17 protein-coding genes and 1 pseudogene are annotated in these 20389 nt (G+C 41.0%); 2 read left to right on the top strand and 16 right to left on the bottom strand.

The window, feature by feature from the left end; all coding sequences use genetic code 11:
- Window positions 1-240: 240 nt before the first annotated feature.
- From ACFQ3J_RS05715 to ACFQ3J_RS05660, 12 genes and pseudogenes are all read right to left on the bottom strand, one after another.
- Window positions 241-1647, bottom strand: a complete 1407-nt coding sequence (locus ACFQ3J_RS05715) for a glycoside hydrolase family 30 protein (protein WP_251581470.1) — start codon at window positions 1645-1647, stop codon at window positions 241-243.
- Window positions 1648-1698: 51 nt separating this feature from the next.
- Window positions 1699-2544: a carbohydrate ABC transporter permease gene (locus ACFQ3J_RS05710; RefSeq protein ID WP_091156960.1), complete on the bottom strand. Its 846-nt coding sequence runs from the start codon at window positions 2542-2544 to the stop codon at window positions 1699-1701.
- Entirely contained in the window at window positions 2537-3424 is an 888-nt protein-coding gene (locus tag ACFQ3J_RS05705) for a carbohydrate ABC transporter permease (protein WP_091156963.1), read from the bottom strand. The genes ACFQ3J_RS05710 and ACFQ3J_RS05705 overlap by 8 nt, the downstream gene beginning before the upstream one ends.
- Before the next feature lie 103 nt (window positions 3425-3527).
- Entirely contained in the window at window positions 3528-4790 is a 1263-nt protein-coding gene (locus ACFQ3J_RS05700) for an ABC transporter substrate-binding protein (protein ID WP_091156965.1), read from the bottom strand.
- 170 nt (window positions 4791-4960) lie between these two features.
- Window positions 4961-5995, bottom strand: coding sequence for a LacI family DNA-binding transcriptional regulator (locus ACFQ3J_RS05695; RefSeq protein ID WP_091156967.1), 1035 nt, complete (start codon window positions 5993-5995; stop codon window positions 4961-4963).
- A gap of 334 nt (window positions 5996-6329) precedes the next feature.
- The gene (locus ACFQ3J_RS05690; RefSeq protein WP_091156969.1) at window positions 6330-6839 is read right to left on the bottom strand and encodes a GNAT family N-acetyltransferase; all 510 of its coding nucleotides are present in this window, start codon (window positions 6837-6839) and stop codon (window positions 6330-6332) included.
- A gap of 217 nt (window positions 6840-7056) precedes the next feature.
- Entirely contained in the window at window positions 7057-7509 is a 453-nt protein-coding gene (locus ACFQ3J_RS05685) for a VOC family protein (RefSeq protein WP_251581469.1), read from the bottom strand.
- A 514-nt stretch (window positions 7510-8023) separates the two neighbouring features.
- A pseudogene (locus tag ACFQ3J_RS05680) lies at window positions 8024-8155 on the bottom strand (chromosome condensation regulator); the annotation flags it as partial.
- 303 nt (window positions 8156-8458) lie between these two features.
- On the bottom strand, window positions 8459-9394 hold the full coding sequence (locus tag ACFQ3J_RS05675; RefSeq protein WP_251581468.1) for an acetamidase/formamidase family protein: 936 nt from the start codon (window positions 9392-9394) through the stop codon (window positions 8459-8461).
- A 153-nt stretch (window positions 9395-9547) separates the two neighbouring features.
- Window positions 9548-10195 carry a hypothetical protein gene (locus tag ACFQ3J_RS05670; RefSeq protein WP_251581467.1) on the bottom strand — a complete coding sequence of 216 codons (648 nt, stop codon included), beginning with the start codon at window positions 10193-10195 and terminating at the stop codon, window positions 9548-9550.
- Between the two features lie 232 nt (window positions 10196-10427).
- On the bottom strand, window positions 10428-10709 hold the full coding sequence (locus ACFQ3J_RS05665; RefSeq protein ID WP_251581466.1) for a VOC family protein: 282 nt from the start codon (window positions 10707-10709) through the stop codon (window positions 10428-10430).
- A 195-nt stretch (window positions 10710-10904) separates the two neighbouring features.
- A complete protein-coding gene (locus ACFQ3J_RS05660) occupies window positions 10905-11369 on the bottom strand; it encodes a GNAT family N-acetyltransferase (protein WP_251581464.1) in 465 nt (154 codons plus the stop codon).
- A gap of 359 nt (window positions 11370-11728) precedes the next feature.
- Between ACFQ3J_RS05660 and ACFQ3J_RS05655 the strand changes: the two genes are divergently transcribed.
- A complete protein-coding gene (locus tag ACFQ3J_RS05655) occupies window positions 11729-12682 on the top strand; it encodes a tyrosine-type recombinase/integrase (protein WP_248551631.1) in 954 nt (317 codons plus the stop codon).
- On the top strand, window positions 12679-13650 hold the full coding sequence (locus ACFQ3J_RS05650; protein WP_169284721.1) for a tyrosine-type recombinase/integrase: 972 nt from the start codon (window positions 12679-12681) through the stop codon (window positions 13648-13650). The genes ACFQ3J_RS05655 and ACFQ3J_RS05650 overlap by 4 nt, the downstream gene beginning before the upstream one ends.
- Before the next feature lie 71 nt (window positions 13651-13721).
- On the opposite strand, the gene ACFQ3J_RS05645 is transcribed toward ACFQ3J_RS05650, so the two are convergent.
- From ACFQ3J_RS05645 to ACFQ3J_RS05630, 4 genes are all read right to left on the bottom strand, one after another.
- Complete coding sequence (locus ACFQ3J_RS05645; RefSeq protein ID WP_169284722.1) at window positions 13722-14747, bottom strand: tyrosine-type recombinase/integrase; 1026 nt, start codon at window positions 14745-14747, stop codon at window positions 13722-13724.
- 396 nt (window positions 14748-15143) lie between these two features.
- Entirely contained in the window at window positions 15144-16202 is a 1059-nt protein-coding gene (locus ACFQ3J_RS05640; RefSeq protein WP_169284723.1) for a hypothetical protein, read from the bottom strand.
- Complete coding sequence (locus ACFQ3J_RS05635) at window positions 16202-17479, bottom strand: hypothetical protein (protein ID WP_379292351.1); 1278 nt, start codon at window positions 17477-17479, stop codon at window positions 16202-16204. The genes ACFQ3J_RS05640 and ACFQ3J_RS05635 overlap by 1 nt, the downstream gene beginning before the upstream one ends.
- Before the next feature lie 847 nt (window positions 17480-18326).
- A complete protein-coding gene (locus ACFQ3J_RS05630) occupies window positions 18327-19556 on the bottom strand; it encodes a hypothetical protein (RefSeq protein ID WP_169284725.1) in 1230 nt (409 codons plus the stop codon).
- Window positions 19557-20389 lie beyond the last annotated feature (833 nt).

The following is a 20389-nucleotide window of genomic DNA, read 5'->3' as shown; positions in this document are numbered from 1 at the left end:
TTAATTCTCCTGTCTATTGCAAAGCCGATTTATTAGTAAATATTACGATTAACAAAGTATATATTATTCTTTTTCAATGAAGTTGTCAAAGAACTATCCAATATCTCTTAATTACATTTTTGCATTTCGTTCATATAGTGAAAAAACGAGCCAGCCATAGATAGCTCTTATCTTAGGCCGGCTCGTGTATCGTCCGATTTATTTTATACATTAATTAATTTGATTTTATAACTCTATTGATTATGACTCTCTAAGTGCAACTTCATTAATAACCAAAGTCGTTATTGAGTTTGCACCTATATTCAGTGTCAGTTGTCCATTTGCTGGTACATGCATATCATCTAACTTCTCCAGATTATGTGCTGGAGAGGTTACATACATTTGAGCCACTGCAGTATCTGGATAATTAAAATGAGTTAACTCAACCGCCTTGTCCTCGGCTGGACGTTCATTACGAATCACGAGCACGAGCTGTCGGCTCATCTTATCGTATGTAGCAAGTGTACGACAATCACTCGTCGGTATGATCAGCGAACCCGGACGGATAAATTTACTGAAATGGGCCATACCGTAGTATTGCTTAGTGATGTCATATTGCTCTGACCCACCAAAGTCTGCATGGATAAATCCCCAATTATTATTTGCCCCCTCATCCTCCACCGCCTGCCAATAAATCCATGCTGAAGGCTGCATAATACTCAGATCCAGCATGATACGTTCTGCCAGCTCCTGAACCGAGACCATATCCTCATGATGATGTGGCTTTGTTCCGCCTGTTCCGTATTCAGACATCCATAACCGTTTCCCATGTCCTTTGGCCAGCGTTCTCAATTCCTCCATAGAGCTGCCATGATAGGAATGCGTGTTGATCTGAGCGATCACATTCAATGTATTGTCATCATAGTTATTTAAGCTTTTCACCGTTTCATCAATGCTGTTATCGTCGGCTGCACTGATGTTCGTGCCTATCAGCCCTTTTTGAACTAGAGAGTTCGCTGTTTTTTGAATAATCTCCGCTTGCTTGTCAACTGTAAAGTGACAGCCCTCCTGAATATTTCCTTTTTTCCACCAGTTTGAAGAAGGTTCATTCAGAGGGTTAAGCGTACGGAAAATAATGCCCCATTGATCACGATAATGCAATACCACCTCGGTAAGATAATCGGCAAAAGCGTCATATTGGTCTTCTCTCAAATTGTTTCCACCTTCGACTGCGCCTGTAACTGACCCACTAATCGTCATCCAATATGGCGGGGAATTCGAGAATGCTTCGGTAATGTTAACACCACGCTTCAGCGCACCTTGCAGTACATTAAGCTGACCTGTGTCCGCTTCCCAGTCCCATACTCCAGGCTCAGGTTGAAAACCAGGGACATCACCTCCGGGTCTCAGCTTCTGCATGTTTGGATTCTCTCCACCTCCGATATTATAACGGACGATGTTTAAACCAAGCCCTTGTTCCAGGTCGAAGACGAGATCCAGAACTTCATTTAACTTGGATTGATTCCCCCATTGACCTAATTCATGCGCCCACCAAGCTAATGAAGTTCCCCAGCCCTCAAAATGTTCATATGCGTCCTGCAGCTTCAAACGGACGGCATCACTCGAAGGCGCTATCCATGTATCTGCTTCGTAAATAGATTTGTTCATTAGATCTCCCCTCCAGCAGTATAAATAAAGTCAACTTACAGCAGTTCCCCGTTACTTTATACCACTGCTTCCACCAGTTATATTTGCTTCATATACATAACGCTGACCAAATAGATAGACCAGCACCATAGGCATCGTCAAGAACAACGAGGCGACCATGACTAAATTCCACGGAGGCATCTGTCCACCACCAACGGTAGTGAGCAGCTGCACACCCAGTGCGAGCGGCATTTTCTCAGGATCATTAATATAGATGAGAGGCCCCATGAAATTGCCCCAGTTCCAAGAGAACGAAAAGATAGCGATTGCAGTAAGTATCGGATAGGTTAGCGGCATGATGATTCTAAAGTAGATTCCGGGATGCCCCATGCCATCGATCATGGCTGCTTCATCCAATGATTTTGGTATACTCATGATGAACTGCCGGATAAGGAATACATTGAAGGCTCCAGCAAAAAAGCTCGGAACAATTAAGGGATAAAACGTGTTAATCCAGTCAAGATGACGGAAAATGATAAACTGCGGTACCATCGTAACTTCACCTGGTATCATCATGGTGCTAAGTAGAACAATGAATAAGAGGCGACTTCCCTTCGCCTTGATGCGGGCAAATCCATACGAAACAACGGATGCAGACAGGACCGAGCCAATAATCGTAAAGAATGTAATGATGATTGAATTTTTTAGATAAGTACCTAAATTGTTATTTGTGAATATCGTTAGGAAATTAGACACCTGGAACTCTCGTGGGATAAATGTAAAGGCAGATTGTACGGTTGTAGACTCGCTGGCAAGGGCAATGGAGATCATGTACATAAATGGTGAGGCCAGGAGCACACCTACGAGTATCAAGAATATGTAGGAGACCGCTTTTTCGGTGGTAGATAGATTAGCCATTATCCTTTCCCTCCTCATAGTGCACCCATAGAGCTGATGAACGGAAGACCAACAGGGTTAATGCCATGATCATGATAAACAGCACCCATGCAATCGCTGAAGCATAGCCCATTTTGTAGAATTGGAATGCATTTTGAAATAAATAAGGAACCACCATCTGACTGGCATTGTCAGGCCCCCCTGATGTAACGATGAATACTTGTGCAAAAGTTTGCAGCGCCCCGATGATACCCGTCACTAGATTAAAAAAGATGACAGGTGTCAGCATTGGAAAGGTAATGTGGAAGAAGGATTGTGCGCTCTTCGCCCCATCGATCGCGGCTGCCTCATACAACTCTTGTGGAATCCCCTTCATTCCTGCAAGGAGCAATACGACTCCGCCCCCAACTCCCCAAAGAGACATCAGTATAAGGGCCGGTTTCACCCAATTCGGATCGAGCAGCCAGGCAGGACCTTGAATACCAAAGATGGATAAGGTCTTATTAATAAGTCCTTCGGTTGGAGCCAGTAAATGGACGAATAACAGGGAGCTTGCTACAACAGGAACGACCGAAGGAAGATAAAATAGAATGCGAAAAAAAGTGATCCCTTTAATTTTTTTGTTCAGATAATAAGAGATCCATAATGAAATGGCCATACCGAGCGGTATTGAAATCAGCGCATAGAAGAAGGTATTCCCCACCGATTTCCAGAATAGAGGATCATCCGTCAGCAATGTCTTGTAATTATCCAGTCCGATAAAAGTTGGTGACTGAAACAGATCCCAATTCGTAAAGCTCATATAGATTGAGAACAGAATCGGGCCTAGAGTCAGACTAATAAATCCGATCAGCCAAGGCGAGATAAAGAGATAGAACCATTTTCCGTCCTTTTGTCTCACGTCAAACCCTCCCTATAACAAGAGATAAGACGAAATCCGCACCCGGATTTCATCTTTCTCCCATCTCTGAACTACAAATATTACCGTATAATCGAACGTCTGTTTACTGATACAGTCTATCCAATCCGCTCTGAATCTGAGTAACCGTATCATCAAGGGTCGCTTTATCATTGAAGTATACGCCCAGCTTATCGTTAATCAGCTTCATCATTTCGTTCCACTGCGGATTAAGCGGTTCTGCATAGATCTCGGAATCACTAAAAGCAGCCATGTTTATCTTCTTGCCACCGTACTCTGCATTAAGGAATGCGTCACTTTCTAGTCCTGCCTTGGTTGCAGGAGCATCCTGGCCAGCATCGATCATAGGCATTTGGGCTTCAATGGTTGTCAGCGCTTCAATGACCTTAAATGCCTCTTCCTTGTGCTTGGAATCATTCGTAATTGTAAATCCGTTAAAGAACGCATTCGTTACACCCCAGACCGGTGATATGTCCCAGTTAATGCCTTCTACTTGTGCCAGTGAACCAATATTCCAGAAACCAGTCGTTTCCATTGCAATTTTTCCTTGTGCAAATAGCGGATCTGCACCGATATTCCCCATATCTGCGATTTCGGTTGGCGTTGGGCTTACCCCATACTTAAAAGTTAGATCATTCATAAATTGCAGTGCATTTCGTACAGGCTCAGTGTTAAAAGTAGGCTTGCCGTTCTCATCGAACAGTGAACCGCCATTCTGGTAGATCAGCTGCATCCATTGCGGCCACCAGCTGCTTGGATAATAGCCCCACTGCACCGTCTTTCCGTTCTCCTTGATGGTAAGTTTTTGAGCAGCATCGAGTAAATCTTGCTGAGTCCAATCCTTTGTCGGGTATTCCACACCAGCCTGATCAAACAAGTCTTTGTTATAAAAGAGCACCATGGCACCTGCACGATCCGGCATGCCATACTGTTTACCTTCATACTTCATTAGCTTCGAAATGTCATCGGAATAGCGTTCCGTCATATTCACATTGTTCGCTGTGATTAAATCATCGAGTGGAATAATCTGATTCTTGCTTGCATACGCTTGATAATTCTCTGCTATCATCATAATATCTGGGGCTGTACCTCCAGCAATCATGGTCTGTACTTTCTGGTCGTAGTCACCTGCGACAACATTCAGTTTCACATTAATTTCGGGATACTTTCCTTTGACAATGGCGAGCCGTTCCTCATAAATTTTCTTCTCATCCTCAGAACCCCATATGGTCATGTTGAGATTAACCTGGCCGTCGGATGCAGCTCCACTATCTCCATTGCTGCAGCCACTTATGATCATGACCATGATCAACAAAAGTAATGGAATGATTCTAAAGCCTCTCTTCATACTGGACGCCCCCTCAATATAATTTGGAGAATTTATGAAACCCATTTCATGAAATGGGTTTCATAACATTGAAACTTAAAACCCATTCCAGCTAATGAAAGGGGTTTCATTTACGGACCCATTATATTCCTCACGACCATTATATGTCAACGCTTTCTTTTCTTGGCTCCTTATATCTTAGCAGGGGCAGGACCAGTGCTCTGCCTTACAATCAGCTCTGGCTGCAAAGTTGTATTCCTTCTCGGTTTCTTCTGAAGAATTAACTCATGTAATATATCAACTGCGAGCTTGCCAAGCTGATATGTATTCTGGGATACGGTGGTCAGCTCGGGAATAACGGCTGTCGCAAGCGGTGTATCGTCATATCCAACAATGGAGACATCCTTGGGAATAGAAAGGCCATGTTCAATCGTTGCTTTGATTGCACCGATAGCTGTATAGTCGTTTACACACATGACTGCTGTTGGTCGGTTATCCTGTTCTAGCAGCTCGGACATCAACCTTTTACCATCATCAATTGAAAAACTGCCCAGAAGTAAACGATCTTTTGGAATCTCAAGGCCATGTTCCTTCAGCGTCTTCTGAACAGCCTTTACTTTAAGCATGGTCGTAGACATTTTCTGCAAACCTCCGACAAAAGCAATCTCACGATGTCCCAGATCTAATAGATGCTTAACAGCCAGTACAGCTCCTGCAGCTTCGTCTGTATAGACCCGGTGAATTCGGCTCTTGGGTAAATTTCCATTCACCAATACAATCGGCAGTCGCTCCGCGATATCGTTCAATTCCTGAGCCATATCCTCCGGGCAATTCTGCAAGTTAACCCTGCCACCGAGAAAAATGATGCCATCCACCCTTTTCTCGCGAAGAATAGATAAGTATTCACTTTCTCGATCATGATCTCCCCCTGTGTTGCATAGAAAGAAGGTATACCCTAGGCCCCGAGCCTCATTCTCAGCCCCCGAAAACACTTCTGGAAAGAACGGGTTTGTAATATCAGGCAGTATAATTGCTATTGTCCCTGTCTCTTTCTTGATCAAACTTCTAGCGAGCGCATTGGGCTGGAACTGGTGCTTTTCTATGATCGATAACACCTTCTGTCTGGTGCTGGCGCGTACAGGTGCAGTATCATTCAGCACCCTTGAAACTGTAGAAACCGATACATCAGCTTCACGTGCAATATCATATATCGTGATTGGTGTCATATGTATACCCTTCCTTTAACTCTTAATTTCCAAATTATCATATCAAATTAGCAGGAATGATGATATGCGTTTCATTAATGACATTAAACTAATCCCAATCTCCACATAAGCTATTATTAATAATAGCTTTCGTAGATGGGAAACTCCCAATGCTATTACATTATCTTTTACCACTGCATATATTTCCCTAATATAGACATGACGAATTCTGGTTAAATTGTTTGTGACACTTAAAGGCATTACAAAGAGACCACCTACATTTGTCCGTTATATTTTACTTCCCATCTACGTACAAGCGTTCTTATATTTTGACTTTGCTAACGATTGTGTCCCTTCATAAAGTTAATCTGTATTGAATGAGTTGTGTGTCGATTCCTAAATACGCTTCACTACCCATTCTACTAACTTCTTTGAAGCCTATTCTCTCAAGCATTTTTCTGGATCTAATATTTGAGTCGTGTGTTTCTGCGTTAAAGTCTGTAATTCCTAAATTGTTTAACGCGTAGTCTATCATAGATATAGCTGATAAATATCCGATGCCCTTCCCCCACAATCTACTCTCACCGATTGCAATACCTAATTCAGCAGAATTAGCTTTAATACAGGCCAAGTCAGCATATCCAATTAACTCTTCATTAAATTCGATTCCCAATCGAATAAAATCTTCAGCAGCATTATTTACACAACTCAGCCACCATTTATATAATTCTTTAGGGCTTCTATTCTTCTCCCATCCATTTACTGAACAGAAAGAATCGTCCTTACTCCAATTTAGAACTTTGCTATAGTCATCTACAGTTAAACTTCTTAGCTTTATCGATACTGAATTGTTATTTCTGTTCATTTATTTCTCCTAACTTACTCGTCTTCTTGAACTTTTCATATTATCTTCTTCAAATAGAAATAGCCCTAACTTTATTGCTAGGGCCCTAAATTTATGTCTCCTCTAGGTCCTGTACGAAAGAATGCGTACTGGGATAACTCTGTCAATTTCCATAGGCGTTTTAATACTTCACTTGAAAATGGACTTTATATTCCGAGCTCACGTAATCGCCACTTAGTTATTTGCTGCCGAGTTGTTCCGCCAAACCAATTAGAAGTCCTTCGATTCCACGAATATAGCAGAGCCGATACGAGTCCTCATACTGTACCACTTCGCCAACGATCTCAGCACCATACTTACTTAGTCTGGTTACCATTTCGTCAATGTCTTGAACTGTAAACATGACACGTAGATAGCCAAGGGAGTTTACAGGAGCAGTCCGGTGATCTGATATTGCAGGTGGAGTGAGAAATCTCGAAAGTTCGATTCGGCTATGACCATCTGGGGAAACCATCATAGCAATCTCTACGCACTGAGAACCTAGTCCGGTTACGCGGCCAGCCCACTCGCCTTCAACATTGGCTCTCCCTTCAAGGATCAAACCAATCTCCTCGAAGAAAGAGACTGCGTTATCAATAGATTCTACAACGATGCCAACATTGTCCATTCTTAGTAATTTGTTAATTGTCATATATTTATCTCCTCGTGTACAAATTTGCTACTTCATCAATTTCGATATTGTTCAAATCAAAACTTCAATTATTCTAAAATGATGCTGCTTTGTAAACAATTGTTGACGACAATTCAATATTCATTTCTTCTTTCGCTTAATTACAAAGTTCTTATCCGAGAACGGCCCTTAGCAAGATATTATGTTAGATGATGTCAACGCCTTCTCCGAACTTTCCATCAGAATACTTTAATAATCATCCTGATTTCAAAGGTTCGAGCAACGCTGCGATATTAATAAGACAAATCATTACTTTATTTTTATATTCATTTGATTAAGAATCCTACTAAGCAAACTCTCAATTCCTGATACATAGCTTAACACATAATTGTAATGGTGATATCTCTTGTAACCACTTAATCTAGTCGAGTCTCCTCTAGATATACCATAAACATAGTTTTCTTCTTCAAGAAGCACCTTAGATACTTCCTCACCTATACCTCTCGACGTTCCTGTAATAATGAAATGTTTCATCACTTACAATACATTGGCCATAATTATTATCACCCACAGCCTTTACCGTTCCGTCAGATTTAACACCAACAGTATGACGCCTACCTGCAACTATAATATTGTTCGATGAAATGGAGTTCATGTTTATCTCCATCAAAAACAAGTTCTATTCGAAAATCTTATCGATTTCACCCATTGAATGAAACATGGGATAGGAAAGTAGAACTTTCTGCTCTTGCTTCTTCTTGTTACAGGCTTTCCCCTGATTTCTTATAACGTTCTTGTATCTACGAACCCGAGAGGCTTAAGGAGCCTAACGACAGGGTCCGACAGACTTAGCCTTGCAGGGTTGTGAACTGAATCCTCTTCTCTGCTTACTACTTCTTGCGAACCAAGGACGTAGCCCACAGCATAGATACAGTGTTATAAGAGTTGACGCCATCTGTGAATATGCTACTCATCGTAATGCACCATGTGGAAGTATAGCATGCACACCTTTAACTCCATTTACAACTTGAGTAATTCTTAAATCAACCACTGTACTTCCTAATGCAATAGCTTCAACACGATTAAGATTAAAAAGTTTACACATAAGATTTAACATCCCATCCATAGCTTGAACCGTAGCTTCATTTAAATCTTCATGAAATCCAAAACTAACCCAGCCATTAGGGGTATTAGCTATTGGCATTGAAAGATTCATGTCTTTACGTACTGTAAAAGTTAGTTCAACAAACTCCATAGGACACTCAATCGCTTGGCAACTGATTTCTCCATCCCCTTGTACAGCATGACCATCCCCAACAAAAAAATAGGCACCGTCTACTGAGATGGGAAGATATAACACACTTCCTTTGGTTAGCTCTTTACAATCTATATTTCCACCACAAAACCGAGGATGCCAAGTAATATGGACTCCCCCTTGTTCAGGAGGCATCGCATATATACCCATGAAAGGCTTGAGACCCACTGAAAATACTTGATCATTTATTGTTGTTTTTCCAATCATAGTTCTATGATCTAGCTCCCACTGAAGAACAATCTCTTTGTAATCGGTCAATCCCAGTTTTTGATTTTGCCAATTTGGATATTGACCCGCAGCTGTAAAGCCAAAGGGACCTGGAATGATTTCATTTATCCTAACTTCCAATGTCATCCCTTTTTTTGCATCTATTATTTCTATAGGACCACAAAGAGCATGTCCAGAATCAATTTCTTTTCGTCTTTCAAATGGCTTTATTCTCTTCCCTTCATTAGACGGTGTGCCCCAACCAGCATCAAATATTGAATATTGAACGGTATCTCCGGAACTAATTGTTAATATAGGATCAAATTCAGCAGATAATGAGCCGTATAAATTACTTCGATCTGGATTCACTTTAAATACGGTCATGAAATAACCTCCAATATTATGCTTGCGTCAATTTCTTATAACGTTCCTGTATTCACGACGTCCGACGGAGTCGGATGTGTTCGGCTGCTAAAGCTTCCACGAAATCCCTCTGCCGGACCGAGGGTGTATGCCCGATGCGTGAACACAATGTTATTAGATGCTGGCGTCTTCTTCGAGCAATCTAACCTTTATCTTACCTTTTGATGCCTTTAAAAAATATTCTGTTTTCATGTATAGAGGATGTACTGGATAACTAACATCCAAGAGTGTACCTTTGTAGTTTAATTTATTTACCACTATTGCTTGTGGGTATTTTGTAAGGATGTCTCTTTGACGTTCTATCCCTATATCTAACTTGCCCCAAGCTATAAACACAAAATTATAATTGTCCAATAATTCTCTCGATTTAAACATTAAATGGTTCATTCCGTTTATACTTTTTGCATATCTTTTAGCCTTATCACTATTTTTTTCACGAATATTAAATATATTTTCAATATGAATTGAGTATTTATCTGGAAGTGTAATTCCATCTTGATAGTAAGCCTCCTCGATCATCCGCATAACCTTCTTCATTGTATTATCGGGTACTGTCAGAACCGGCTCGTTAGTTTCATATTCAAAATTTTCGAGCCGTCTATAGAGGGTTTCATTAATTGGTCTTGCGTCTCCTGGGTTCATCATGACCACTAATCCTATTACCTCCCCAGGACCATTAGTAGAATGAAACTCCGTATGGTGTCTGAATATCTTTATCTCGTTCTCTATTTTCTTCGAAACAAAGTGAGCGTAAGTTTGCATAATATTCCTCTCTCTGTGCACCAATTTCTTATAACGATTTTGTATCTACGAACCCGAGAGGCTTAAGGGAGCGCAGGCGACCGGGTCCGACGGACTTAGACTCGCAGGGTTGTCCGCCTAATCCAGTTCCATCGAAATCCTTCGGGCGGATCGAGGGTCGGCGAATGCCAACCAGATGCGTTAATACGGTTTTATATGAAGTAAGTATCTTCTCCGAGTTTACTACAAATGGTTAAACTTGGCCATTCTGAATCGCATTACATGCACTTAATAAATTTCCATCTGGGTCTTTAAATCCAAATCCCCCAAAGTCAAATTCAGAGTTAATATTCAATTCCCCTACTTGTACGCCTTGATCATTCAGATAATTATAAAATCCTTTCAAGTCGTTCGTATAGAAATCGATTACGCTATGAATAACCTCATTATTCGTATTTCTAAATTGTAATCTACTTGAATCTTGGGTCTCGCATAAAAAGATCCCTGGAACTCCAATCGAATCAAACGTTAACATGGCCGAACTTACATCTTTGTGTTGTAATTGAAGGCCAGTACCATTTAACTTTAGCTACCGGCCGCTTTGCGTTTAGGTTCGCAGGGTTGTCCGCTGCAATTGCTTCTCGAATTGCCTCTTTCGGACCGAGGGGACTAATGTCCCTGATGCGTGAAATTAGTGTTATATGATGTGTCTGACTTCTCTGAATTACATTCAATTATTACTTGTTGTATCAGCTTCATAAATCCTACTTACATGATTCCATGGATGATATCCTACTCCAATAAATCGCCAATTGTACTTTTCATAGTATCCATTATGATCAGTACAGAGATAAAGCTTATCGAATCCTAATCTCTTCGATTTTTTTCTTCCATGTTCTAGCAATACAGAACCTAATTTATTCCCTCGCTTATCTTCTTCAATATACAATGCGCACAAATATGGAAATAGATCTTGTCTACTAATAAAATCATTCGTGATTAATCCAAACCCTCCAATTACTCGATTACTTTCCGTTATCAAATAAAACCGGGGCAATTTACTGGAGGTGGTTAAACTGTTTGCAATGCTATCCCGGTATATCCTTTCCTCAATTCCCCACCGCTCAGAAAAATATTGAATTGCTTGTTCTGCAAATTCAGGGTTTTCTCTTATCCCAATGATTTTATAACTCATCAACATCTCCCCCTTGTCTTCGTGACTTTGGTTTTTCAGCCATTTCAGATAACGCTCCTGTATTCACGACCCGACGTGTGTCGGGTGTCCGGCGAATGCCGGGCCAAGGGCGAATGTCCGCAGCGTGAATATGTTGTTATACGAACCGGGAGGAGGTGAGCACTCCCCCTAAAAGTGCCGAAAAACCCTTATATATCAACGGATTTTCGCGTTTGTAAAACCCTTCCAAAAGGCTGTAAATAACCCGAAATTTCGTGGAAGTTAAACGCAGTCGTACATCCAAATGTTTTACGAACCTCCCCCTGCTCACTTCGTATATCTGCTTTGCTTCGCATATCCAATAAGGGAGGAAATGCGAAGTGTCTCAACCTAATATGATCGATTGGTCAAGCCTGGTTCATTTGTTCCTCATGGACTGCAAGTCCAGAAACTTGGCCAAGACGACTATTCGCCGTTATCGGGACGGATTGAAAAACATCGAACAGCACTTAAAAACCCAAAATCTCGAATGGTTTGATTTGACTTCCGATTTGTTAAAACATCGCATCATCCCCAGTATGCTTGATGGGGCATTGTCCCTGAGAACCGTCAATTGCAACCTGGCTATTATCAAAGAACTTTTCGCGTTTCTCGTGGCTGAGAAACAAGCTGATTGCAATATTGCGGATGGACTAAAGCCTTTTAAAGTCCAACCCTCTTTGATGCATACTTTCACGGATGCTCATTTGACGCGACTGTTCACTCAACACGATCGTTCAACATTTACTGGCTTCCGTAATTACATGATGATGTTGATTTTGCTTGAAACCGGCATACGCCTGAACGAACTCACTCAACTCCAAATCACAGATGTTCTATTAGATGAAGGAATGGTACGTGTTCGGCATGGGAAAGGCAGAAAGGCCAGAATGGTGCCGATTCAGCGAATTGTATCTCATGAGTTACATCTTTATTTGCTGGAGCGAGGAACGTTGTACACGGATCGGCTGTGGATCACGTTGGACAATCGCCCATTCGATGAAGGTGGCATTCGAACCATGATTTCGCGGATATGCAAAACCGCAAACATTCAGGATGTTCAATGTTCCTGCCATACTTTTCGCCATACCTTTGCAAAAAAGTATTTATTAAACGGTGGCGATATTTTCTCGTTAAAAAATATTCTCGGGCACTCACGGATAGAAACAACTGAAATGTATGTTGAACTTTTCTCGCGCGATTTGCAGATCCAACATGAGAAGTTTAGTCCGCTGGAACAGATCATTCAGGAATTCCCCTCTATCTTCACCGAAAGCGAGGTGCATGGGGAATGACTATCGGACGCAGACAAAACAAATTAACAAAGGTCGATAAGGCGAGCGACGCCAAGCAACAGTTAAGCTATAGCGATCTGCTTCACTCTTTTATTCTCGATTGCAAATCAAAAAAACTTTCGCCACTCACGATTCGTTTTTATCAGGATAGCGCAAAACAATTGGAAGCTGCCTTCCGGGACCAGGAGATTGTACTGGATATTTACTCTGTCACTTCCCGAGATATTAAGAATCATTTTATTGCCTATCTATTCGAACAAGGAAAATCGGACAATACCGTAAATGGACGCATAAAGGCCATTAAGCAATTCCTGAGATATTTATTTGAGGAAGGCTGGCTCCTTCAGAATCTTGCAAACGAGATTCATGCCACCAAAGCTGAAAAGTTGATGATTCAAACCTTTACCAAAGAACAAGTCGTCGCCTTGTTGGAGCAACCGGTGCGAAATACGTTCTCGGGCTTTCGGGACTACACCATGATGCTGGTTCTTTTTGAAACGGGAATGCGAATCAGTGAATTATGTAATTTGAAGATTGGCGATGTCTTTTTTAAGGAACAAGAAATTCGTATTACAAAAGGAAAAGGGGGAAAAGCCCGCCGCGTGCCTATGCAACAAACGTGTGCTAAAGTGATACGCCGTTACCTGGATATACGTGGAGACTTGGAGACGGAAGCGCTGTTCGTAAACTTGAACAATGAAAAGATCAGCACCCGAGCGCTACAGGAGAAAATGCATGATTACGGTCTTGCTTCGAGCATTAATGGGGTAAGGGTATCCCCTCATACCTTCCGGCATACGATGGCCAAGTTCTATATCTTAAATGGCGGTGATCCGTTCACGCTCCGGCGAATATTAGGCCACGCCACGCTTAAAATGGTCGAATACTATGTTGAGCTATTTAGCAGCGATATTAAGCAACAGCACAAAAAGTATAGCCCGGTTGAAAACATGAAACGTATTATTTGAACCTTGCCATAAGCAGCAGCGAAGGCCATTCACAACGGAATGGCCTTCGCTCTTCAACCTGATTGAAATATTTAAATCAACCTGTTTTGATACAGTCGGCGCACGGGGGAAGATTTCGCATGCTTCGATTTCATTTCTGGACGCCACAAGTTAACGTAACGCTTCACCATATCCTGAGAAGTATGGCCGAGAATATCTTGCAAGCTATACGGATCGCCCTCATTGATAATGTACATTTTGGCGAAGGTATGCCTTAACGTATGAGGACTTACCCGAACGTTAGTGATTCCGGCATCTTTACCGTATTGATGTAGAGCTCCTTGAAAAGAGCGAACACCGAGCGGACGACCATCCAGTGTGACAAAAAAATGAGATGAGTGGATGTCCCCTCTTGCTTTGATATATCGGATTAAGAGCTTACGCACATCATCACAAAAAGGGATGTCCCGCGGCTTCTTGCTTTTCCCAATGACACCAAGAAGCTGATTCTCTTTAATATCGACCTGATTCATTTTGAGTTTTGTGATTTCGCCGACGCGCAGTCCACTGTCGCAAATCAAGGATAGAATGACAAAATCACGAAACCCCGTAAACGTGTTTTGATTCGGCTGCTTGAGCAGGGCTACAACTTGCTCTTCGGTGAAGGATGGAATGGTTGGTTGATGACCTTTGCGTGTTCGTAAGTGTTCTGCCGGGTTGTCTGGAATCCAGCCTTCTTCGTATAAAAATAAAAAGAAACGCTTGATGGATTTAATTCGATTATTGATCGTATTGAGCTTGTAGCCTTTTTTCTCAACCATAGCCATAATAAACTTATTTCGCAGCAAGTCAGTCGATACATGATAGATGTCGGCTTCGATCTCTTGCTCTCGCAAAATTCGCTCATAACATTTCAAAGTGCTCATTTCAAACTTTACGGTATCCTCGCTTGATGTTTCAGCGCGGCGGGCCTGAACAAATAATCTCACGGCTTCTTCCCACGTTAGCCGATAACCCGCGTTGGAAAACGATTCTACATCGTATAAATCATTTCTGCGTCGTTTATTCGATCTATCACTCTGACTTTGCCGAAACAGGCTTACAACATTTCCGCTCATCCTCGTCCCTCCAAACAGATGTACTCTGAAATCCCCCTCACTATTCGTTTCATTTTCCGGACAAAACCGGACCCTCTAAAAATCAATTTGTCAGCGTTCTATAGCCTCAGGCGAAGCAGATTGTCAGATTGAAATGCTCCCAAAGATCCGATCACAGCGTTTTCCAATGATAAACTTGTGCGGTTACTGCGACAACCAGATCAATCCACTTTCACCGGGCCTCGATTAAAACTAAGTTTTGGTTAACCGGCGAGGCCCGGATTTATTGCTATCCCTTCCCGCCGGGTCTGTCCGAAAGTACACACATGAAAGTCGCTTAAAGAGAAGCATATTGAAAGTGCCTTTATTACATGGATAAGAAGCAACAAATTCTCCCACAGCAAGCTGCGGGAGAATTCATTTGCTTCCATGTTCTAACTCCTGTACCTTATTCAATATGTCCCCTCCCGGATCACAATCCTCCGCAGCTTCTCGCACCAATTGGATATAAGTGGAGAATGACTTCTTGGTTATCTCATCCTCACATGTTACAACAAATCGCTCTAACTCCTCGGCGTAATCGCGCAACTTGTTCGCTTTAACCCAATTCTTCATTTGATTCTCAATGTTTTGTTTTAGTTTCTGTTTGCGAAGAATGTACTCTTCAAGTCGCTGAAGCTCCTGCTTCTTGGATTCTTCTATGGCTTCAAGACGTTCCTTCTCTTTTTTCTTTACTTCATATTCGCGCTCAGCTATATGTCTAGATACGCTTATCCCAATGGCATTTTTCAAACAATCTATGAGAATCTCACCTATTTGTTTTTCAAACGGTCGATCCAGGGTTTCATTAAAACAAAGGGATTGGGCCGTTTTATTTCTGTGTGCGTAACCGAAAATCTCTGTGAACTCCATCCTGAGCAAACCACTGGGGATCTTTTCATACATGGGACTTAAACCCGTCATACTTCCAGATTGTAAATTCGACAAAAAAGAACGTCTTTTGACCATAATTTCGATCAATGAGGCGGAATACTCATGGTCTAGTAATCGTATCCGGATATTGTCCTGTTCTCCTGCAAATACGTCCACCCTCCCACCCAATTCACTAATTGCATCAATTAAGCTATTCATAATTCCATATGTCCGATTGGCTTGCTTATCAGATACGTCTATGAACAACACAGCTTTGTTCCTGCGGTTTTCAACCTTTGAATTCCTTAGCGAATATGGATCAATCTCTTTATAAAATTGATGTTCTTCGTCACGTGCCTTGCGGTAAGCAATCTCTTCCTGATATTCTATGATTAACGGATGTAGGTACTTATTGTGCTTCACAGCTTGAATATCCTTGCACCATTGATTAAACTTGGTCATTGATTCCGGTATTAGCAGTTCAATTTTATCAAGCTCTTTTAGCTGATTTATCGGATAATTGTTCATGTCCTTTAGTTCTATAAAACCATGTCGCCACACCACTATTCGACCTCCTGACCGGAAAAAGAGAACCCGCCTCTTAGCAGATCATCAACTAATTCTTCAAGCTCAGCTTCAGAAGTCATCCCCTCAGGCACTAAGTAACGGCTCAAGTTATCATTTAGCAATGCTGAAAATGAGCCTAAGAAATCCGAGTTCTCAGGATAATCATATTTATATAAATACCTATTTCCATCTTTATAATGTCTATGAGAAAATCCCGTTCGGCTAGGAAGCCTTGACAAATGAATTCCAACAATGCCCGATCTAATCTCAGTAAGTCGATTGAAGTCCTCCTCGAATTCCCCCTTATAATTCTTCCGCTTGATCAGCCTTGAAATATCTATAGTAAACTTTAATTTATATTTCATTTCTTTCACTATTTTATGGATATTCACAACATCCTCTGCTGTTTGCATCAAATACTTTGACTTTCCACTTTGCTTCTGAGGTCCATTAACTAAAGCAATTTTTATGGTTTTATATTTTTTTAGGCTTTTTTCGAGAATCGAGTACTGCTTGAAAAACTCCTCTTCACCATAGGTTTGAGAGCGTAGAGGGGATAACAATTCCAGTGTGTCAGGCATACCATACTTGGAGAATGTATCCATCAGATTCTTTAAAACAACATCAAGTCGTGCTGCGTCTTTCCATAACAAATCATTGTCTTTCTCATAGCTCAGGCGCAAAATGTACGCTTCATTTGGAGCAACCTTTAAAGCACCTGTTGTCGTTTCTAGAAAGGTCATATTACTCTTGATATCTACAGGGTACATCATGCCTTTCGTCGTTACCGGCACTAACACATTAATCCGTTTTACCAGGCTCACTCTTCCTGTAGAAATACATAGATTTACATACTCAGGCCAGTAGCCCTCATCACTTGCATCATCAAATACCCATACATACATGATCAGCATTTCCAACTCGCCTTTATGACCATTAATAAAAGGACGATGTTCGTTCTCTCTATAAAGAACATCCATATTAAACGGATTATCATTGTATCTATGGTTGTAACGATTGATATAATAGAAATGCTCTGATTCCCTGGTATAAATGCGTTCAATGTACTCATCAAAAAAAGCACCTGTATAGCTTTGAGCAAACTCGAATAAATTTACGCCATAACTGCGGTACGTCTCTTTTACCCAACCAACCAGATTGTCATCCAAATACTTAAATCCGGAAATGGATGGTTTTTCTGTCTCTTTTGCTTTTATCTCTTTTGCCAGAATGATCAATTGATCTCGATACTGCTCAATTTCTGTTCCTTTCATTTTTGTACTGCTACAGAACTTATGAATCGTATCCTCATAATCCTCGGCACTGTAAATAAGATGAACGTATTTTCGTTCATACATCCATGACTTCAGTAATCGATCTATCCGGCTCTTTGTTTTTTTGTAGTATTGAATAACAAAGTCCTTACTTTCAGGAAAGAAGCCTTCTATCTCTTGGAAGATTTTTAATGCTGATTGTTCTGTTTTGATGTTCTCATAATCGTATTCTTCCGGATTCAGATAATGATTAAAATAATCCATGACATACTTCAGAACCGCGGACATATTTTCGGAATGATTTTTAAAATTGAATTCATCAAGGTTATCTTTTTTCTTCATCTTTATTATGTATTGTTCAACTGTAAGCATATAGTCCCCTCACTTTCAAATCGTCAGGATTCAAATACATAAAATTTCAAATCCATAGGCAACTTATTAATGATTTTCGACAGACGATAGGAATTTCCTGTGATAAAGTGTGTATAGTTAGTAAAAGTGGGGAATTAGGCATAAATAAAAACCCTTCCGAAGAAGAGTTTGATTTGAGTATATGGTACGGTCGAGAGTGCTCGAACCTCCACGGGGGGTTAGCCCACACGAACCTGAATCATGCACGGTAAAGGGAACCGAGCGGAAATCATGTCCCTTTAGGGGAACCAAAAAACTGCAGAAAGCCTACAAGATCAAGGGATTTCGGCGTTTCACATACCCTTTCCTAGTGCCACAAGGCGTCTCGGGAAATCATCAAAAAGTGAGCGAAACTGGACGTTTGAGAGAACTCGGAGAGAACGACACTCGAATCAGCCCTGCTCCACTACCATCGACAAATTTTAGCGGAGCAAAATTAATCGTTTAGCAGGAGTAAGTAGTCCTGTTTAACATTCTTCAAAATGAGGGAATCTAAGCTATCTTCAAAATCATAGTATCCCCACTCTTGAAGAGTGTTCCGAACAAATTCTTTAATGACTTTATCAATATTAACATCTTCATCTACAGTTGACGTCCAAATCGAATTACGGGAGTTAAAATGTACATCTGACATTGATGATGAAAAAACAACATCAGTATTTATACCCTCTTCTGGAGAATTACTTAACGTAATCCCTAGCTTTCTTAATCTCTGGCCTGAAACAATCGGACTATTTACGACTTGAGCTACTGAAACTAAACAAAGTGTTATTAACCAGTTAAGCGGAATGAAAGGGTTTATCGCCCTCCATTGGATCATTGCAACACCAACGTTATCATATCGAACTTGAAACACTGGGGCAGTTGTATCTTGCGTTTTACATGTTACTGAGACAAAATCTTTGCCATAGCGTTTTGAACCCACGTTTTCTGGATAAACGGACTGTAATACTGTGGTCGCCCAGTCAAATATATATTCCTTTTCATTTGTATTGAAGCTAGAGTAACCATCATCGTAACCGGCTACAATGCTCAACCAGAATCCATCTGCGTTAGCGTGACTTGCCAACGAAAGATAGCTATGAAAGTCATCTAATGAATTGGGTTTCGATTTTTCATTTTCTTGTATATCAATTAACAGATTACTTTCTTTTTTTTTAGTTATTTCTGAGGCAGTTACATTGAGATACTTTAATACCAGCTCTTTTATTTCACTAGTACTTTTGAACACATTGTAGTAAGAATTGTCTCTAATAGAACTTTGGTAAGCTCTCAGTGCTTCGAGTTGCATTGGGTCAATGGTAGATGGCGAATATTTTTTGTCTGAAAAATATAATGCTACTGGTTTTTCTGAGGATATAAACTGATTGATTTCCTCCACGGTTCCTGATTGGTCTTTACCCGTCGGACTACCAAGCTTTGTCCAAAACATGGCTATCATAATATCGGAATTGTGGAGGATCTGTTTATTTATGCTTTCTTGCGGACGTATATTTATTTCAGGAACAGTATCTGTCTCCCACATCCTGGGCATATAGATTAGATTAAAAAATTTTGAATGATCCCTGTTCCATTGAAGAACACAATCTCTGACTATCTCTCTCTCTTTCTTCAAATCACCCGGTGATGCAATTACTATTTCATAAACTTGCGCTGAATAAGCCAACTAACTCACTCCTAGAGTTATCATAATATAATAGTATCAGATATCCTAAACACCTGCATAAAATTATCAAACTATACTGAATACTCAAGAGGGTGTCTCCGATATCTCCGATATGCCGTACTTGACCTGGCTTTTGACCTTTCCTTTTGTTCTTGTTCTTTGTTTTAATCGTCTGCACTTCCGGAATGGCTTATCATTTCAAACTTCCTGGTCTTTGAAAAAAATCGGAACGCAAATAAGGAAAAGTGCGTCAATGTAACCTAAGACCACTTAGCTGCAGCTCTCGGCTCTTAGTAGCCATCGTTCGCTTACTCCGTATGACTGAACGAGCCTGGGGAGCCAAATAGTATCTTTTTATGAAGGACTAGAAAATAGGGGATATGGTATTATTGGAGAAAAACGAGAGGCAGCGTTAATAGTTCCTTAATCTAATGATTCGCATTAGCCTTATCGCTGGAATGTCGCCGTTCACGTACTTTGTCGGTGCATTATTCACCGTCAATGACGTGAGCGTAAACACTGGAATTTTTTCCGCCGCGATTCAATAAACGCGCCTTCCATTGAATCGCTCCACTGCAAAGTTTGGCTTCTTCGCTCCATAACGCCTTTAACCCACCAGCAGCATCTTATATAATGAAAGCCAGCTCTGCTAGGCTGTGTATTCTAACCTCATGACAACAAAATCATGGAGGAAGCTAACTTTAAAAAGCAACAAAAGTACACGTTAATTTATCGTAACGTGTAGCCAGTCGCCGATTATGTTTCAGTTTATTGAAGAGGCATTCGACCAAGTATCGCTCTTTAAACAACCACCAGTCGGTCGATCGTTGAAC

It is taken from the genome of Paenibacillus provencensis (genome assembly GCF_042678545.1).
Classification (GTDB): domain Bacteria; phylum Bacillota; class Bacilli; order Paenibacillales; family Paenibacillaceae; genus Paenibacillus; species Paenibacillus provencensis.
The sequence above is the reverse complement of the archived record's forward strand: the minus strand, read 5'-3'. Positions and strand labels throughout refer to the sequence as shown.

Excerpts from the sequence above, each read along its gene's own strand:
- ACFQ3J_RS05675 (WP_251581468.1), bottom strand. The coding sequence starts at position 9,394 with ATGACCGTATTTAAAGTGAATCCAGATCGAAGTAATTTATACGGCTCA.
- ACFQ3J_RS05685 (WP_251581469.1), bottom strand. The coding sequence starts at position 7,509 with ATGACAATTAACAAATTACTAAGAATGGACAATGTTGGCATCGTTGTA.
- ACFQ3J_RS05650 (WP_169284721.1), top strand. The coding sequence starts at position 12,679 with ATGACTATCGGACGCAGACAAAACAAATTAACAAAGGTCGATAAGGCG.
- ACFQ3J_RS05670 (WP_251581467.1), bottom strand. The coding sequence starts at position 10,195 with ATGCAAACTTACGCTCACTTTGTTTCGAAGAAAATAGAGAACGAGATA.
- ACFQ3J_RS05660 (WP_251581464.1), bottom strand. The coding sequence starts at position 11,369 with ATGAGTTATAAAATCATTGGGATAAGAGAAAACCCTGAATTTGCAGAA.
- ACFQ3J_RS05645 (WP_169284722.1), bottom strand. The coding sequence starts at position 14,747 with ATGAGCGGAAATGTTGTAAGCCTGTTTCGGCAAAGTCAGAGTGATAGA.
- ACFQ3J_RS05690 (WP_091156969.1), bottom strand. The coding sequence starts at position 6,839 with ATGAACAGAAATAACAATTCAGTATCGATAAAGCTAAGAAGTTTAACT.
- ACFQ3J_RS05665 (WP_251581466.1), bottom strand. The coding sequence starts at position 10,709 with ATGTTAACGTTTGATTCGATTGGAGTTCCAGGGATCTTTTTATGCGAG.
- ACFQ3J_RS05695 (WP_091156967.1), bottom strand. The coding sequence starts at position 5,995 with ATGACACCAATCACGATATATGATATTGCACGTGAAGCTGATGTATCG.
- ACFQ3J_RS05715 (WP_251581470.1), bottom strand. The coding sequence starts at position 1,647 with ATGAACAAATCTATTTACGAAGCAGATACATGGATAGCGCCTTCGAGT.
- ACFQ3J_RS05635 (WP_379292351.1), bottom strand. The coding sequence starts at position 17,479 with ATGAAAGGAACAGAAATTGAGCAGTATCGAGATCAATTGATCATTCTG.
- ACFQ3J_RS05710 (WP_091156960.1), bottom strand. The coding sequence starts at position 2,544 with ATGGCTAATCTATCTACCACCGAAAAAGCGGTCTCCTACATATTCTTG.
- ACFQ3J_RS05700 (WP_091156965.1), bottom strand. The coding sequence starts at position 4,790 with ATGAAGAGAGGCTTTAGAATCATTCCATTACTTTTGTTGATCATGGTC.